At 66.9% G+C, this 15,233-nt stretch carries 15 protein-coding genes; 6 read left to right on the forward strand and 9 right to left on the reverse strand.

The window, feature by feature from the left end; genetic code table 11:
* Positions 1-17 precede the first annotated feature (17 nt).
* Together trxA and rho are read left to right on the forward strand one after the other, a co-directional pair.
* Complete coding sequence (gene trxA, locus ACSQ9I_RS16385) at positions 18-350, forward strand: thioredoxin TrxA (RefSeq protein WP_436304240.1); 333 nt, start codon at positions 18-20, stop codon at positions 348-350.
* A gap of 186 nt (positions 351-536) precedes the next feature.
* Positions 537-1,802 carry a transcription termination factor Rho gene (gene rho, locus ACSQ9I_RS16390; RefSeq protein WP_093108876.1) on the forward strand — a complete coding sequence of 422 codons (1,266 nt, stop codon included), beginning with the start codon at positions 537-539 and terminating at the stop codon, positions 1,800-1,802.
* A gap of 6 nt (positions 1,803-1,808) precedes the next feature.
* On the opposite strand, the gene ACSQ9I_RS16395 is transcribed toward rho, so the two are convergent.
* Positions 1,809-2,870, reverse strand: a complete 1,062-nt coding sequence (locus ACSQ9I_RS16395) for an oxidoreductase (RefSeq protein WP_436290199.1) — start codon at positions 2,868-2,870, stop codon at positions 1,809-1,811.
* Positions 2,871-3,014: 144 nt separating this feature from the next.
* Between ACSQ9I_RS16395 and ACSQ9I_RS16400 the strand changes: the two genes are divergently transcribed.
* The 3 genes from ACSQ9I_RS16400 to ACSQ9I_RS16410 all read left to right on the forward strand — a co-directional run bounded on the left by ACSQ9I_RS16400 (position 3,015) and on the right by ACSQ9I_RS16410 (position 6,424).
* Positions 3,015-3,281: a type B 50S ribosomal protein L31 gene (locus ACSQ9I_RS16400; protein WP_436290198.1), complete on the forward strand. Its 267-nt coding sequence runs from the start codon at positions 3,015-3,017 to the stop codon at positions 3,279-3,281.
* A 78-nt stretch (positions 3,282-3,359) separates the two neighbouring features.
* Positions 3,360-5,087 (forward strand): hypothetical protein, encoded by a 1,728-nt coding sequence (locus tag ACSQ9I_RS16405; protein ID WP_436290197.1) that lies wholly within the window; start codon positions 3,360-3,362, stop codon positions 5,085-5,087.
* On the forward strand, positions 5,084-6,424 hold the full coding sequence (locus ACSQ9I_RS16410; RefSeq protein ID WP_436313780.1) for an MATE family efflux transporter: 1,341 nt from the start codon (positions 5,084-5,086) through the stop codon (positions 6,422-6,424). Before ACSQ9I_RS16405 ends, ACSQ9I_RS16410 begins: the two co-directional genes overlap by 4 nt.
* Here ACSQ9I_RS16410 and phoR read toward each other — a convergent pair.
* Genes phoR through pstS form a run of 7 tightly spaced genes read right to left on the reverse strand, consistent with a single transcriptional unit; the run spans position 6,408 to position 13,000 of the window.
* Positions 6,408-7,748: a phosphate regulon sensor histidine kinase PhoR gene (gene phoR, locus ACSQ9I_RS16415; RefSeq protein WP_436313781.1), complete on the reverse strand. Its 1,341-nt coding sequence runs from the start codon at positions 7,746-7,748 to the stop codon at positions 6,408-6,410. The genes ACSQ9I_RS16410 and phoR overlap by 17 nt on opposite strands.
* Positions 7,749-7,789: 41 nt before the next feature.
* Positions 7,790-8,482 carry a phosphate regulon transcriptional regulator PhoB gene (gene phoB, locus ACSQ9I_RS16420; RefSeq protein WP_214702839.1) on the reverse strand — a complete coding sequence of 231 codons (693 nt, stop codon included), beginning with the start codon at positions 8,480-8,482 and terminating at the stop codon, positions 7,790-7,792.
* Complete coding sequence (gene phoU / locus ACSQ9I_RS16425) at positions 8,483-9,184, reverse strand: phosphate signaling complex protein PhoU (RefSeq protein ID WP_093108883.1); 702 nt, start codon at positions 9,182-9,184, stop codon at positions 8,483-8,485.
* A gap of 23 nt (positions 9,185-9,207) precedes the next feature.
* Entirely contained in the window at positions 9,208-9,990 is a 783-nt protein-coding gene (gene pstB, locus ACSQ9I_RS16430) for a phosphate ABC transporter ATP-binding protein PstB (RefSeq protein WP_093108884.1), read from the reverse strand.
* A gap of 5 nt (positions 9,991-9,995) precedes the next feature.
* Positions 9,996-10,880: a phosphate ABC transporter permease PstA gene (pstA, locus tag ACSQ9I_RS16435; protein WP_093108885.1), complete on the reverse strand. Its 885-nt coding sequence runs from the start codon at positions 10,878-10,880 to the stop codon at positions 9,996-9,998.
* The gene (gene pstC, locus ACSQ9I_RS16440; RefSeq protein ID WP_093108886.1) at positions 10,877-11,947 is read right to left on the reverse strand and encodes a phosphate ABC transporter permease subunit PstC; all 1,071 of its coding nucleotides are present in this window, start codon (positions 11,945-11,947) and stop codon (positions 10,877-10,879) included. The genes pstA and pstC overlap by 4 nt, the downstream gene beginning before the upstream one ends.
* A gap of 15 nt (positions 11,948-11,962) precedes the next feature.
* Positions 11,963-13,000 (reverse strand): phosphate ABC transporter substrate-binding protein PstS, encoded by a 1,038-nt coding sequence (gene pstS, locus ACSQ9I_RS16445; protein ID WP_436313782.1) that lies wholly within the window; start codon positions 12,998-13,000, stop codon positions 11,963-11,965.
* A 249-nt stretch (positions 13,001-13,249) separates the two neighbouring features.
* Between pstS and ACSQ9I_RS16450 the strand changes: the two genes are divergently transcribed.
* On the forward strand, positions 13,250-14,767 hold the full coding sequence (locus tag ACSQ9I_RS16450) for a Ppx/GppA phosphatase family protein (RefSeq protein WP_436309101.1): 1,518 nt from the start codon (positions 13,250-13,252) through the stop codon (positions 14,765-14,767).
* 3 nt (positions 14,768-14,770) lie between these two features.
* Here ACSQ9I_RS16450 and ACSQ9I_RS16455 read toward each other — a convergent pair whose 3' ends face one another.
* Entirely contained in the window at positions 14,771-15,232 is a 462-nt protein-coding gene (locus ACSQ9I_RS16455) for a SixA phosphatase family protein (RefSeq protein ID WP_436313783.1), read from the reverse strand.
* Between the last annotated feature and the right edge of the window lies 1 nt (position 15,233).

Raw genomic sequence — 15,233 nt, forward strand, 5'->3', positions numbered from 1 at the left:
CGCAGAAGGACACACACATGGCCAGCGAACTCATCAAACACATCTCCGACTCTTCTTTCGAAGCCGACGTGCTCAAGTCCGGCAAGCCCGTGCTGGTGGACTACTGGGCCGAATGGTGCGGCCCCTGCAAGATGATCGCGCCCATCCTCGACGAGGTCTCCAACACCTACGAAGGCAAGCTGCAGGTCGCCAAGATGAACGTGGACGAGAACCGCGACATCCCCGCCAAGTTCGGCATCCGCGGCATCCCCACGCTGATGCTGTTCAAGGACGGCCAGCTGGCCGCGACCAAGGTCGGCGCGATGAGCAAGGCTCAGCTCACCGCCTTCATCGACCAGCAGCTCGCCTGAGCGTTGATTCCCGGCTGCCCGCGCGCAATGCGCCGGCAGCCTCGTTTTTCCTGTCATAATCCTCGCAGATCACCGGCCCTTCCAGGCACCCGGTTCGAGTTCCCCGGTTTGTGAGGCATCTCTCGCCTCTCCTCAAACCTCCCCCCTGGTTCTTTCCGACAAGATTTCCCCGCACGGGGTCATTCCATGCACTTAAACGAACTCAAGGCACTCCACGTGTCCGAAGTCCTCAAGCAGGCCGAAGCGCTTGAGATCGAAAACGTCGGCCGCATGCGCAAGCAGGAGCTGATGTTCGCGATCATCAAGAAGCGCGCGAAGGCCGGCGAACAGGTTTTCGCCGACGGCGTGCTCGAGATCCTGCCCGACGGCTTCGGCTTTCTGCGCAGCCCCGACACCAGCTTCACGGCCAGCACCGACGACATCTACATCTCGCCGAGCCAGGTGCGCCGCTTCAACCTGCACACCGGCGACATGATCGAAGGCGAGGTGCGCACGCCCAAGGACGGCGAACGCTACTTCGCGCTGACCAAGCTCGACAAGGTCAACGACGGCCTGCCCGAGCAGAACAAGCACAAGGTGATGTTCGAGAACCTCACGCCGCTGTTCCCCAAGGAACTGATGCGGCTCGAGCGCGACGGCTTCAAGGGCGAAGAGAACATCACCGGCCGCATCATCGACATCATTGCGCCGATCGGCAAAGGCCAGCGCGCGCTGCTGGTGGCGCCGCCCAAGAGCGGCAAGACGGTCATGATGCAGCACATCGCGCATGCGATCAGCGCCAACTATCCCGAGGTCCACATGATGGTGCTGCTCGTCGACGAGCGGCCCGAGGAAGTGACCGAGATGCAGCGCACCGTGAAGGGCGAGGTCATCGCCTCGACCTTCGACGAGCCCGCTGCGCGCCACGTGCACGTGGCCGAGATGGTGATCGAGCGCGCCAAGCGCCTGGTCGAACTCAAGAAGGACGTGGTGATCCTGCTCGACTCGATCACCCGCCTCGCCCGCGCCTACAACAACGTCGTGCCCTCGTCGGGCAAGGTGCTGACCGGCGGCGTGGACTCCAACGCGCTGCAGCGTCCCAAGCGTTTCCTCGGCGCAGCGCGCAACGTGGAGGAAGGCGGCTCGCTCACCATCATCGGCACCGCGCTGATCGATACCGGCAGCCGCATGGACGAAGTGATCTTCGAAGAGTTCAAGGGCACCGGCAACTCCGAAATCCACCTGGATCGCCGCCTCTACGAGAAGCGCGTGTTTCCCTCGATCCAGCTCAACCGCAGCGGCACCCGCCGCGAAGAACTGCTGCTGCCGCCCGAAATCCTGCAGAAGACCCGTATCCTGCGCCAGCTCATGTACAACATGGACGAGATCGAGGCGATGGAGCTCATGCTGAAGAACATGAAGGCGACGAAAACGAATGTCGAGTTCTTCGACATGATGCGTCGCGGCGGCTGAACCCCTTCAGCCCACCGCCAGGGCCCGTCCTTCGGCGGCGCTCTGGCGGCCCAGGTCGAGCAGTTCCATGAGCTCGACCGCCTGCTCGGGCGGCACCGGGTTCGGGCCCTGACCCAGAATCGCGTCGCGCACCGCGGCGTAGTAGGCGACATAGTTTCCAGGCAGCGCCGGTACCTTGCGCGTCATGGCATGGCCGTCATCGGCCGGCACGGTGAGCTCGCCGACGAGCGCATCTGCGCCCCACCCTTCGCCGCCCGGACGTCCGCCGATTCGCAATGCATCCTCCTGCGGATCTACCCCCCGTTTGACATAGCTGGCGCGCGTACCGTGCACGATGTAGCGCGGCGCCGCATGGGCCGCCAGCGTGGTCGCGTGCAGCACGACGCGCAAGGGCGCGGGCGCGCCACTCTCGTAGCGCAGCACCGCATGGAAATAGTCCTCGACCAGCGCCCCGTCGCGCAGCGCCGCGGTGTCGAGTTGCAGCGTGTCGGGCCGGCCGAAGAGCCGAACCGCTTGATCGACCAGGTGAGAACCGAGATCCACCCACAGGCCCGCCCCCGGCACCGGCTGTTCGCGCCAGCGCTCGCGCACCTGAGGCCGGAAGCGGTCGAAGTGCGACTCGAAGTAGACCGGCCGGCCCAGCTCGCCGCTCGCAAGCAGCCCCTGCAGCGTCAGGAAGTCCGAATCGAAGCGGCGGTTCTGGTAGACGGACAGCAAGCGGCCCTTGCGCTGCGCCAGTTCTGCCAGCTCGCGGGCCTGGGCCGCATCGAGCGTGAAGGGCTTGTCGACCACCACATGCTTGCCCGCGGCAAGCGCCGCCCTGGCCAGCGGGTGGTGCTGCGCATTGGGCGCGGCGATCACCACCAGGTCGATGTCGGCGCGGCCCAGCAAGGCCGCCACGTCGGGCACCACGTCGACGCCGGGCCAATCGGCATGGACCTTGTGCGGCTGGGAACTGGCCACCGCGCCCAGCTGGAGGCCCGGAACGGCCGACAGAACCGGTGCATGAAAGGTCTGGCCGGCGAAGCCAAAGCCGACGAGGCCGGCGCGCAAGGGGCGGGAGTTCATGGGAAAAGGGGGTCTGGCACTGTGGACGCCCAGTATGCGATAATTATGGGCTTAGCGAAAAGTGCAGCCCGGCGCCGTGCCGGGGGAGTTTCCGAACTCTTAGCGGAACTTCACGTGGCTCTCGCATCGACCAAAGGAAAGATCATGAAAGAAGGCATTCACCCGAACTACCGCGAAATTCTGTTCGTCGACCTGTCGAACGGCTTCGAGTTCGTGACCCGTTCGTGCGCGAACACCAAGGAAATGGGCAAGACCAAGGACGGTCGCGAATTGCCTCTCTTCAAGCTCGACACCTCGAGCGAATCGCACCCCTTCTACACCGGCACGCAGAAGTCGGTCGACAACATGGGCGGCCGCGTCGAGAAGTTCCGCAACCGCTTCGGCAAGACCACCGGCGCCGCCTCCAAGTAAGGCAGGCACTTCCAGGTCGAGGGCAGCCCGGTTTACCGCGCTGCCCTTTTTCTTTCCTTCCAACCACTTCACCCTCCGTTGAACCAGCCGACGCCAGCGATCGTTGCACAGAGCGCCGTACGCCGCCTGCCGCGCCTTGCGCTGCTGCTGCTGTGCGCGGCCTACCTGATGCCCGGCCTGCTGGGTCGCGGACCCTGGAAGAGCGCCGACATCGCCGCCTTCGGCTACATGGCCGAACTGGCGCGCAGCGCCGAGGGCCTGGCGCGCTGGTTCGACCCGATGCTGCTCGGGCTGCGGCCCGAGACGCCCGCCCTGATCCCCTACTGGATCGGCGCCTGGGCGATCAAGATCGCACCGTCATGGGTGCATCCCGACCTTGCAGTGCGCATCGCCTTCGCCCTCCTGCTCTGGGGCACTTTCACGGCGACCTGGTATGCGGTCTACTACCTCGCCCGCACGACGCAGGCGCAGCCGGTGGCCTTTGCCTTCGGCGGCGAGGCGCGCCCCACCGACTACGCGCGCGCCATCGCGGACGGTGCGCTGCTGGCGCTGATCGCCTGCCTCGGGCTCGCCCAGCTGGGGCATGAAACCACGCCTGCGCTGGCCCAGCTTTTCTTCACCTCGCACCTGTTCTATGGCGTCGCAGCGCTGCCCTACCGCCGTGTCGGCCCCCTGATCGCGCTGGTGATCGGCAGCGTCGGCATGACCCTGGGCGGCGGGCCGACCGTCGGGCTGGCGCTGGGCATCGGCTGCGTGGTCTTGCTCGCCGCCGAACGCCGGCGTGGCCCGGAGACCACGCCGGACGACGAGCCCACGTATTCCACCGGCGCGATCGCGTCGATCTTTGGCGCCACGGTGTTGGCCGGGCTGCTGGCCGCCTGGCTGGGCCTTCTGCAATGGAAGATCGAACTGCCAGGGAGTCAGCCCGGAACCAGCGTCTTCGGCGAGCTGCGCAGCCAGGCCAAGCTGCTGCTGTGGTTCACCTGGCCGGCCTGGCCGCTCGCGCTGTGGACGCTGTGGCGCTGGCGCCGGCAGCTTACGGCTCGCCATGTCGCGCTGCCCTTGTGGTTTGCGCTGGTGCCGCTGGCCGCGACCTGGACCACCAGTTTTTCCGAGCGCTCGCTGCTGCTGGCCTTGCCCGCCTTCGCGACGCTGGCGGCCTTTGCACTGCCGACCTTCAGGCGCAGCGTCGCGGCGCTGATCGACTGGTTCACGCTGCTTTTCTTCAGCGGCTCGGCGATCATCATCTGGGTGATCTGGGTCGCGATGCAGACCGGCGTGCCCTCCAAGACGGCAGCCAACGTGGCGAAACTGGCGCCCGGCTTCGTGCCCGAGTTCTCGGCGGTCGCCTTCGTGTTCGCACTGGCCGCGACGCTGGCCTGGGCCTGGCTCGTCCGCTGGCGTACCGGCCGGCATCGGGCGGCACTCTGGAAGACGCTGGTACTGCCGGGCGGCGGCGCGGCGCTGTGCTGGATGCTGCTGATGACGCTGTGGCTGCCGGTGCTCGACTACGCGCGCAGCTATGTGCCCCAGGTGCGCGCCATTTCGGAACGGGTCGGCCAGCCGGTATGCATCTCCGAGATCGCGCTGAGCCGGCCCCACATCGCGGCGCTGCGCCATCACGGCCAGTTCAACCTGCAGCCGCTGACCGGGTCCCAGACCTGCCCCTGGCTGCTGGCGAGCCCGGAGGCGATCGGGCGCCTGCACAAGATCGTGAACCTCGAAGGCTGGCGCTTCATCGGCACGCTGCGCCGCCCGACCAGCGCGAGCGACGACCTGCTGCTCTACCAAAGAATCAATCCTTGACGAGCGAACGGCGGGTGATCGCACGGCACGCCGCAACCGTGCTGGTCGGCCAGCTGGCGGTGATGGCTTTCGGCGTCACCGACACCATCGTCGCCGGCCGCTATGCCGAAGGCGCGCTGGCGGCGCTCTCGGTGGGCTCGGCGATCTTCATCAGCGTCTTCGTCTCGCTGATCGGCATGCTGCAGGCCCTGCTTCCGGTGTGGGCCGAGCTGCATGGCGCGCAGCGCACGGCGGAGGTCGGCCGCTCGGTGCGGCAGTCGCTCTACCTGTGCGGCCTCGCGATCGTGCTCGGCATGGCGGTGCTGCTGTACCCGACACCGCTGCTGCGCTGGGCCGAGGTGCCGCTGGCCATGCGCGCCGACGTCGAAGCCTACCTGTGCGTACTCGCCTTCGCCCTGCCCCCGGCACTGCTGTTTCGCCTGTTCAGCACGCTGAACCAGAGCCTGGGCAAGCCCCAGCTCGTGACTTGGCTGCAGCTGGGCTCGCTGTGCCTGAAGCTGCCGCTGTCGATCTGGTTCACCTTCGGCGGCGCCGGCTGGCCTGCGATGGGCCTGGTGGGCTGCGGCTGGGCCACGCTGGCGGTGAACTGGGCGATGCTCGCCTGCGCGATCTGGCTGCTGCGCAGCCAGCCCCTTTACCGCGAGTACCGCTTCTGGCGGCGCATCGAGGCGCCCGACTGGCGCCAGATCGGCCAGTTCGCCCGGCTCGGCGTCCCGGCTGGGCTGGCGGTGCTGGTCGAGGTGACCTCCTTCACGCTGATGGCGCTGTTCATCGCGCGCCTGGGCACGGCCGCATCGGCGGCCCACCAGATTGCGTCGAATCTCACGGCCGTCGCCTACATGGTGCCCCTGTCGCTCGCCATCGCCACCAGCGCACGCGTGAGCTTTTGGCTGGGCGCCGGCGACGCCGCGCTGGCGCGCCGCGCATGCGTCAAAGGCTTCGAGCTGACAGTTGTCTGCGCGCTGCTGTTCGCAATGGCCATGGCAACGCTGCGATGGCAATTGTCCGAGGTCTATTCCGGCAATCCCGCCGTGGTGGCGCTCGGCGCCACGCTGTTGCTGGCCACGGCGGCCTACCATTTCGTGGATGCGCTGCAGACGCTGTGCGTCTTCGTGCTGCGCTGTTACCGGGTCACGGTGATGCCGCTGGTCCTCTACTGCGCGCTGCTCTGGGGCGTGGGGCTCGGCGGCAGTTATCTGCTGGCCTATCGCGGCATCGGGCCCTGGCCCGCCATGCAGTCGCCGCTGGCGTTCTGGCTCATGAGCGCGCTGGCCCTGGCGCTCACCGCGGCGCTGTTTCTCGCGCTGCTCGGGTCGACGCTCAGGCGACGGCGCTGAGCGCGGCCGCCTGCCGCAGGCGCGTGACCGGGAACACGAGCGCGAAGCGCGAGCCCTTGCCCACCGCGCTCTCGATGCGCAGCTCGGCACCATGGCGCTGCGCGACGTGCTTCACGATCGCCAGGCCGAGCCCGGTGCCGCCGGTTTCGCGCGAGCGGCTGCGATCGATGCGGTAGAAGCGCTCGGTCAGCCGCGGAATGTGCTCGGCCGCGATTCCCGGCCCGCTGTCGCGCACCGCGTATTCGCCCCGGCCGTCGGGCAAGAGGCGCCAGCTCACCGCCACCTCGCCGCCGCCGGGCGTGTAGCGGATGGCATTGCTCAGCAGGTTCGACATCGCGCTCTGCAGCTCGGTCGGGGCGCCGGCGATCTCGGAATCGACCTCCACCGAGAAGGACAGGCGATGGCCCTGCGATGCCAGCCGGCTCGACAGGCCCCGGCCCTCGTCCTCGCACTGCGCCATCAGCGCCCGCACGCGGGTCCAGCGGGTGGCCGGCGGCGCCGCGCTGCCTTCGAGGCGCGACAGGGTCAGCAGGTCGTTGACCAGTGTCTCCATGCGGTGCGACTGCTGGCCCATGAGCGCCAGATAGCGGGCGCGCTCCTCGGCATCGAGCGGCAGGTTCTGCAAGGTCTCGACGAAGCCGGCGAGCACGGTGAGCGGCGTGCGGATCTCGTGCGAGACGTTGGCGACGAAATCGCGCCGCATGGCCTCAGCCTGCTCCAGCGAGGTGATGTCGCGCGTGAGCAGCATGCGGCGATTGCCGGCATAGGGATGGACCTGCACCGACAGTCGGACCGGATGGCCGCGATGCATTCCGACTTGCGACGGCGCGTCGATCACCACGTCGCGGCTGTAGTTCCAGGAGGCGAGATAGGCCACGAACGCCGGATCGCGCACCAGGTTCGCGAGGTGCTGCAGCAGGTCGCGATCGGCGTCGATGCCGAACTGCCCGGCAGCCGTCTGGTTGCACCATTCGATGCGCCCCTGTTCGTCGAGCAGCACCACGCCGTTGGGAGAAGCCTGGATCGCGGCCAGAAACTCCTGCAGACGGTCTTCGGCCTGCCGGGCCTGCTGCTCCCGCGTGCGCAGCAGCTTGCGGATGCGTTCGGCCAGCTCGCCCCAGACGCCGGGGCCGCGCGACGGCAGGCCCGTCGCATCGTTGCGCAGCACATGCAACAGCTGCTGCGCGCGCCAGGCGTCGAGTACGAGCCACAGCACCGCCCCGAGCCATGCGCCCAACCACAAAAAGCGCCAGCCGAAAGGCACCGCGGCAGCAGTGCCCCCGATCAAGGAGGCCATCAGGAAGGTTGCGATACGAAACGGCATTCCGGCCCATTATCCCGCCGGGCCCAGCCCCAGCACGTCTGTCAGACCGTGGCCTGGGCCGTGAGCCGGTAGCCTGCGCCGCGCACCGTTTCGACCATCGGCGCCGCCGGGCCGAGCGATTCGCGCAGGCGCTTCACGTGCACGTCGACCGTCCGCTCTTCGATGTAGACGTGGTCGCCCCACACCTTGTCCAGCAGCTGCGCGCGGCTGTGCACGCGCTCGGCATGCTGCATCAGGTAGCCGAGCAGCTTGAATTCGGTCGGGCCCACCTTCAGCAGCGTGCCCTGCCATGTCACGCGGTGCGTCGCGGTGTCGAGCACGAGTTCGCCGATCTCGACGCGCTCGGTGACGGCCTCGGGCGCACGGCGGCGCAGCACGGCACGAATGCGGGCCAGCATCTCCTGCGTCGAGAAGGGCTTGGTGATGTAGTCGTCGGCGCCGGCGTCGAGCCCGGCCACCTTGTCCGGCTCGTCGCCGCGCGCGGTCAGCATGAGGATCGGCATCGACTTGGTGCGCGGGTCCTTGCGCCACTGGCGCGCCAGCTGCAGGCCGCTCTGGCCCGGCAGCATCCAGTCGAGCAGCACCAGGTCGGGCAGAAAGGCATCGAGCTCGCGCTGCGCTGCCGCGCCATCCTCCGCCCAGATCGGCTCGAAGCCGTTGTGGCGCAGGTTGACGGCGATCAGCTCGGCGATCGAGGACTCGTCTTCGACAATCAGGACGCGTGGCTTCTTCATCTATTGAAGTGCGCTTTCGATTTCCTGCATCGAAGTGTGCCGCACGTCGGCGCCCTTGACGATGTAGATGATGAACTCGGCGATGTTCTTCGCGTGATCGCCGATGCGCTCGATCGCCTTGGCCAGGAACAGCAGGTCGAGGCTCGCCGAGATGGTGCGCGGGTCTTCCATCATGTAGGTGACCAGCTTGCGCACGAAGCCGTCGAACTCCTTGTCGATCAGGTCGTCGTCCTTCAGGATCGACAGCGCCGCGGCCGTATCCAGGCGCGCGAAGGCGTCGAGCGCCTTGCGCAGCAGGCCCGAGGCCAGGTCGGCCGCGATGCGCAGCTCGGTGGAAGGCAGGGCGCGCGCCGAACCGCTTTCGATGATCGACTTGACCATGCGCGCGATCTTGTTGGCCTCGTCGCCCACGCGCTCCAGGTTGGCGGTGGTCTTCGAGATCGCGATCAAGAGGCGCAGATCGCGCGCCGTCGGCTGGCGCCGCGCGATGATCGAGGACAGCTCGCGGTCGATCTCGATTTCCATCGCGTTGACGCGGTGCTCGGTTTCCATCACGCGGTCGGCCGCCTCGGAATCGAACTGCGACAGCGAATAGACGGCCTGATGGATCTGGGACTCGACCATGCCGCCGAGCTCCATCACGCGCGAGGAGACGGCGTTGAGTTCGCTGTCGAACTGGCTGGAGAGATGTTTTTCCGTCATGGTGCTTCCTTTAACCGTAACGTTTAACCGAAACGGCCGGTGATGTAGTCCTCGGTTTCCTTGCGCTTCGGCTTGAAGAACAGCTCTTCCGTCGCGCCGAATTCGATCAGGTCGCCGAGGTACATGTAGGCGGTGTAGTCGCTGCAGCGTGCCGCCTGTTGCATGTTGTGGGTCACGATAACGACGGTGTACTCGCTTTTCAGCTCGGCGATCAACTCCTCGATTTTCGCCGTGGAGATCGGATCGAGCGCCGAGCACGGCTCGTCGAGCAGCAGCACCTCGGGTTTGATCGCGATGCCGCGCGCAATGCACAGGCGCTGCTGCTGGCCGCCGGAGAGGCCCGAGCCGCTTTGCTGCAGCTTGTCGCGCACCTCGGTCCAGAGCGCGGCCTTCTTGAGCGCCCATTCGACGCGGTCGTCCATCTCGGAGGCGCTCAGGTTCTCGAACAGCTTCACGCCGAAGGCGATGTTGTCGTAGATCGACATCGGGAACGGCGTCGGCTTCTGGAAAACCATGCCGACCTTGGCGCGGATCAGCGCCACGTCCTGCTTGGAGGTCAGCAGGTTCTCCCCGTCCAGCGCGATGACACCCTCGGCGCGCTGCTCCGGATAGAGCTCGAACATGCGGTTGAAGGTGCGCAGCAAGGTCGACTTGCCGCAGCCCGACGGCCCGATGAAGGCCGTCACCTTGTTCTCGGGAATCTCGAGGTTGATGCTCTTGAGCGCATGGAACTTGCCGTAATAGAAGTTCAGATCCTTGACCGAGATCTTGGCGCGCGACGGCTGTGCAGCGATGGTGGTTGGCATGATGTTCAGAGTTTGTTGCGCGTCAGGATCCGCGCGAGGATATTGAGGCCGAGCACTGCAACGGTGATCAGGAACACGCCGGCCCAGGCCAGTTGCTGCCAGTTCTCGTACGGGCTCATCGCGAACTTGAAGATGGTCACCGGCAGGCTGGCCATCGGCTGCGTCACGTCCGAGGTCCAGAACTGGTTGCTGAGCGCGGTGAACAGGAGCGGCGCGGTTTCGCCCGCGATGCGCGCCACCGCCAGCAGGACGCCCGTGACCACCCCGGCGCGTGCGGCGCGCAGCGTGATGCTCAGGATGACCTTCCATTTCGGCGTGCCCAGCGCATAGGCCGCTTCGCGCAGGCCGGCCGGGATCAGCTGCAGCATGTTCTCGGTGGTGCGGATCACGACCGGGATCACGATCAGCGCCAGCGACAGCGCGCCGGCCAGGCCCGAGAAGGACTTGAAGCGCGCCACCACCACCGCATAGACGAACAGGCCGATCACGATCGACGGCGCCGACAGCAAGATGTCGTTGACGAAGCGGACGACGTTCGAGAGCCAGCTCTTGGGGTTGTACTCGGCCAGGTGGATGCCGGCCATGATGCCGATCGGCGTGCCCACGAAGGTGGCGAGGGCCACCATCACGAGCGAGCCGAAGATCGCGTTGGCAATGCCGCCCGATTCATTCGGCGGCGGCGTCATTTCGGTGAAGGTGGCCAGCGCCAGTCCGCCCACGCCCAGGCGCAGCGTTTCCCAGAGGATCCAGATCAGCCAGAACACGCCGAAGGCCATCGCGGCGAGTGACAGCGTGAGCGCGATGAAGTTGACGCGCTTGCGGCTGGCGAACTTCGCCGCCCGCGTTTCGTCGAGCGCCTTGGCGCTCAGCAGGCGTTCGGCGGTGCTCATGACTTGGTTCCTTCGCTCTTCTTCATCTGCTGCAGCAGGATCTTGGACAGCGACAGCACCACGAAGGTGATGAAGAACAGCACCAGGCCCAGGTACATCAGAGAAGCCTGGTGCAGGCCCTCGCCGGCTTCGGCGAATTCGTTGGCCAGCACCGAGGTGATGCTGTTGGCGGCTTCGAAGACCGAAAGCGAGTTGAGCTGGTTCGTATTGCCGATCACGAAGGTAACGGCCATCGTTTCGCCCAGCGCCCGGCCGAGGCCGAGCATGATGCCGCCGATGACGCCGGCCTTGGTGTAGGGCAGCACCACCTTGGAGACCACCTCCCAGGTCGTGGAGCCGAGGCCATAGGCCGACTCCTTGAGCAGCGGCGGCGTCACTTCGAACACATCGCGCATCACCGAGGCGATGAACGGGATGATCATGATCGCGAGGATGATGCCGGCCGACAGGATACCGATGCCCACAGGCGGGCCGGACACCAGCGCGCCGAGGTAAGGAACCCCGTCGAACAGTTTCTGCAGCGGCTGCTGCACGAAGGTCGACAGGATCGGCCCGAACACCAGCAAGCCCCACATGCCGTAGACGATCGAGGGCACGGCTGCCAGCAGTTCGATGGCTGTGCCGAGCGGCCGCTTCAGCCAGGCCGGCGACATCTCGGTCAGGAAGAGCGCGATGCCGAAGCTCACCGGCACCGCGATCACGAGTGCGATCAGCGAGGTGGCCAGCGTGCCGTAGATCATCACCAAGCCGCCGTACTCGTTCTGCACCGGGTCCCACACGCTGCTGGTGAGGAAACCCAAGCCGAACTTCGAGATGGCGGGCCAGGCGCCGGCCAGCAGCGACAGCAGGATGCCGATCAGCATCGCCAGGGTCAGCAGCGCGGCACCCTTGGCGGCCCAGCCGAACAGGCGGTCGGTGGCGGCGCCGGTACGCGGCCTCTTGGCCGGCGGCGGGCTCGAGGTCGCACGGTCACGCTCGGCCGGAAGCTCGAGCGAGGTGGAAGCAGCGGGAAAAGTGGATGACACAGGTCGCTCCGAAAGCGGCGCGTGCTCGAGCGGAGTGCTCATACGCGCCGGTCCGCTTTACTTGAAGGCGACGGGCTTGCCCGACGCGTCCTTGATCTCGCCCCAGGCGGTCGCGATCACGCCCTTCACCTTGTCAGGCATCGGCACGTAGTCGAGGTCGCCGGCAGTCTTGTCGCCGTTCTTGTAGGCCCAGTCGAAGAACTTGAGCGTGGTCGTGGCCTGCGCCGGCTTGTCCTGCGTCTTGTGCATCAGGATGAAGGTCGCGCCGGTGATCGGCCAAGCGTCCTTGCCGGGCTGGTTGGTCAGCACCTGGTAGAAGGTCTTGGACCAGTCGGCGCCGGCAGCGGCGGCCTTGAAGGCGTCATCGTCCGGCGAAACAAAGTTGCCGGAGGCATTCTGCATCTGGGCGTACGTCATCTTGTTCTGCTTGACGTAGGCGTACTCGACGTAGCCGATCGAGTTGGGCAGCTTGCTGACGAACTGCGCAACGCCCTCGTTGCCCTTGCCGCCCGCGCCGATGGGCCAGTTGACGGCCGTGCCGTCGCCGACCTTGGCCTTCCAGTCGGGGTTGGCCTTGCTCAGGTAGTTGGTGAACAGGAAGGTGGTGCCCGAGCCGTCGGCGCGGCGCACCGGTGCGATGGCCGCATCAGGCAGCGCCAGCGAGCCGTTCAGCGCCTTGATGGCGGGATCGTTCCACTTGGTGATCTTGCCGAGGTAGATGTCGCCGAGAACCTGGCCATTGAGCTTGAGCTCGCCGGGCTTGATGCCCTGGATGTTGACCACCGGAATCACGCCACCGATCACGGTGGGGAACTGCACCAGGCCCTTGGCCTTCAGGTCGTCGTCGGTCAGCGGCATGTCGGAAGCGCCGAAATCGACTGTCTTGGCATCGATCTGCTTGATGCCGGCGCCGGAGCCGACCGACTGGTAGTTGATCTTGGCACCGGTGGCCTTGTTGAAATCCGAGGCCCACTTCGAGTACAGCGGGGCCGGGAAGCTTGCGCCGGCGCCGGTGGCTTCTTGTGCAAAAGCGGGAGCATGGGCCAGGGCCGCGGCGACGAGGCCGGCGGCAGCAAACTTGAACGTCATCTTCATGAAGCTTCCTTTTGGATGTGCAGAGGACCCCTTCCAGGGGGCTTGGCAGGGACTCTAGGAAGCTTGTGTGACACCGGTGTGACACCCTTTTCCAGAGGGAAATCGCCCATCGCAGGGCCTGCGCTCTGTGACGCTGTCACACAATCGTCATGCGCCACGCCTAGCCTTGAGCGCTCCTTGCGGCACCCTCTTGGCGCGGGCAGCGCCGGCCGAAACGCTACGATCGGGGCCCGCCATCTCCTCCTCAACATGCAAAACGGAACCCGCCTCGCTGCGGTCGATCTCGGGTCGAACAGCTTCAGGCTCGAGATCGGCCAGGTCGACCACGGCCAGATCCACCGCGCCGAGTACCTGAAGGAAACCGTTCGCCAAGGCAACGGCCTCGACAGCGCCCGCAACCTCACGCCGGAGGCGATGCAGCGCGGCTGGGACGCGCTGGCCCGCTTCGGCGAGCGGCTGGCGGGCTTCAAGCGCTCGCAAGTTCGCGCGGTGGCCACCCAGACCCTGCGCGAAGCCCGCAACCGCGAAGAATTCCTGCTGCGGGCGCGCACCATTCTGGGCTTCGGCATCGATGTCATCACGGGCCGCGAAGAGGCCCGCCTGATCTATCAAGGCGTGGCGCACCTGGTGCCCCACACCGACGCCTCGAACCGGGAGCGCCGCCTGGTGGTGGACATCGGCGGCCGCTCCACCGAGATGATCATCGGCCAAGGCCTGAAGGCCGAGGTGATGGAGTCGTACCGGGTCGGCAGCGTCGCATGGTCGATGAAGCATTTCCCCGAAGGCCAGTTCACGACCGCAGCCTTCAAGGCGGCCGAGATCGCCGCCAAGGCGGTGCTGGACGACGCGCTCGCCACCTACGTGCCGGACCGCTGGGACGTGGCCTACGGCGCCTCTGGCACCATCGGCGCGGTGGGCGATGTGCTCGCGGCCGCCGGCGGCGAGCCGGGGCTGATCACGCGCGACGGGCTCGATTGGCTGGTCGACCGGTTGCTCAAGGCCGGCAACGCCGATCGCCTGCGCATCGAAGGCATGCGGGAGGACCGCAAGGCCGTGATCGGCGGCGGCGTCAGCGTGCTGCGCGCCGTGTTCGACCTGCTCGAGATCGAGGAAATGAAGGTGGCCCAGGGCGCCCTGCGCCATGGTGTGCTCTACGAGCTGCTCGAGCGCGACGAGAGCGTCGCCGATCTGCGCGCCAGCACCGTGGCGCGCCTGGCCAACCGGTTCGCGGTCGATGCCGCGCAGGTCCGGCGCGTCAGCGAGACCGCCGCTGCGCTGTTCCTGCAGCTCGAGCCGGCCGCGCGCGGCGGCAGCACCACCAGCCGCGCCGGACGAGCACTGCGCAAGATCGGCTGGGCCGCCCAGCTGCACGAGATCGGCGCCCAGATTTCGCACAGCGAGTACCACAAGCACGGCGCCTACATCCTGGACAACGCCGACGCGCCGGGCTTCGCGGTGAACGAGATGCACTGGTTGAGCCAGTTGGTGCTCGGTCATCGCGGCAAGCTGCGCAAGATCGAGGCCTCTCTGAACGACGAGACCTTCGTCGCGCAACTGCTGGCGCTGCGCCTGGCCGTGATCCTGTGCCATGCGCGACGCGATCCGGATCTGGAGGGGCTGCGCCTGGGGCGAGCGGACAGCCAGCTTTTCGCCATCGCGTGCCGTGCGGGCTGGTCCGAGACCTACCCCCAATCCGCGCACCTGCTGCGCGAGGAAGTGCTGGCCTGGCAGAAGGCCGCCTGGCGGCTCGAGCTGAAGGGCTGCTGACGCCTAGAGCAGTTCGGGCGACTGCACCGTGACCACCACGGTCTGCACGTCGCCGTCGCGCTCGCGGGTGCGGATCCACCAGACGGCACCCTTGCGCACCGGGCAGCTGTCCTGCTTGAGGCCGAGCAGCAGCGAGATGGCTTCGCCGAGCGAGGGTTGGTGCCCGATCAGCAGCACCACGGATTTGCCGTTGGGCCATCCGGCCGCGGCCAGCAGTGCATCCGGCGTGGTGTCGGGCGCGAGTTCGCTGCGCAGCTTGTACTTGCGTCCTAGTGCGAGCGCGGTCTGCTCGCAGCGGCGTGCCGGGCTGCAGACGATGCGCGTGCCCTCGGGTAGTTGCCGATCGAGCCAGGCCGCCATGCGCTTGGCCTGTTTCTCGCCGCGCTGGGTCAGCGAGCGCTGCAGGTCGTCGCAGCCCTCGGTCCAGTCCTCGGCCTCGGCATGGCGCCAAAAAATCAGATCCATG

The organism is Variovorax sp. LjRoot84, assembly GCF_964254305.1.
Classification (GTDB): domain Bacteria; phylum Pseudomonadota; class Gammaproteobacteria; order Burkholderiales; family Burkholderiaceae_C; genus Variovorax.

What these genes read in the sequence shown, in the direction of transcription:
- trxA (WP_436304240.1), top strand. Translation starts at nt 18, where the DNA reads ATGGCCAGCGAACTCATCAAACACATCTCCGACTCTTCTTTCGAAGCC.
- rho (WP_093108876.1), top strand. Translation starts at nt 537, where the DNA reads ATGCACTTAAACGAACTCAAGGCACTCCACGTGTCCGAAGTCCTCAAG.
- ACSQ9I_RS16395 (WP_436290199.1), bottom strand. Translation starts at nt 2,870, where the DNA reads ATGAACTCCCGCCCCTTGCGCGCCGGCCTCGTCGGCTTTGGCTTCGCC.
- ACSQ9I_RS16400 (WP_436290198.1), top strand. Translation starts at nt 3,015, where the DNA reads ATGAAAGAAGGCATTCACCCGAACTACCGCGAAATTCTGTTCGTCGAC.
- phoR (WP_436313781.1), bottom strand. Translation starts at nt 7,748, where the DNA reads ATGCCGTTTCGTATCGCAACCTTCCTGATGGCCTCCTTGATCGGGGGC.
- phoB (WP_214702839.1), bottom strand. Translation starts at nt 8,482, where the DNA reads ATGAAGAAGCCACGCGTCCTGATTGTCGAAGACGAGTCCTCGATCGCC.
- phoU (WP_093108883.1), bottom strand. Translation starts at nt 9,184, where the DNA reads ATGACGGAAAAACATCTCTCCAGCCAGTTCGACAGCGAACTCAACGCC.
- pstB (WP_093108884.1), bottom strand. Translation starts at nt 9,990, where the DNA reads ATGCCAACCACCATCGCTGCACAGCCGTCGCGCGCCAAGATCTCGGTC.
- pstA (WP_093108885.1), bottom strand. Translation starts at nt 10,880, where the DNA reads ATGAGCACCGCCGAACGCCTGCTGAGCGCCAAGGCGCTCGACGAAACG.
- pstC (WP_093108886.1), bottom strand. Translation starts at nt 11,947, where the DNA reads ATGAGCACTCCGCTCGAGCACGCGCCGCTTTCGGAGCGACCTGTGTCA.
- pstS (WP_436313782.1), bottom strand. Translation starts at nt 13,000, where the DNA reads ATGAAGATGACGTTCAAGTTTGCTGCCGCCGGCCTCGTCGCCGCGGCC.
- ACSQ9I_RS16450 (WP_436309101.1), top strand. Translation starts at nt 13,250, where the DNA reads ATGCAAAACGGAACCCGCCTCGCTGCGGTCGATCTCGGGTCGAACAGC.
- ACSQ9I_RS16455 (WP_436313783.1), bottom strand. Translation starts at nt 15,232, where the DNA reads ATGGATCTGATTTTTTGGCGCCATGCCGAGGCCGAGGACTGGACCGAG.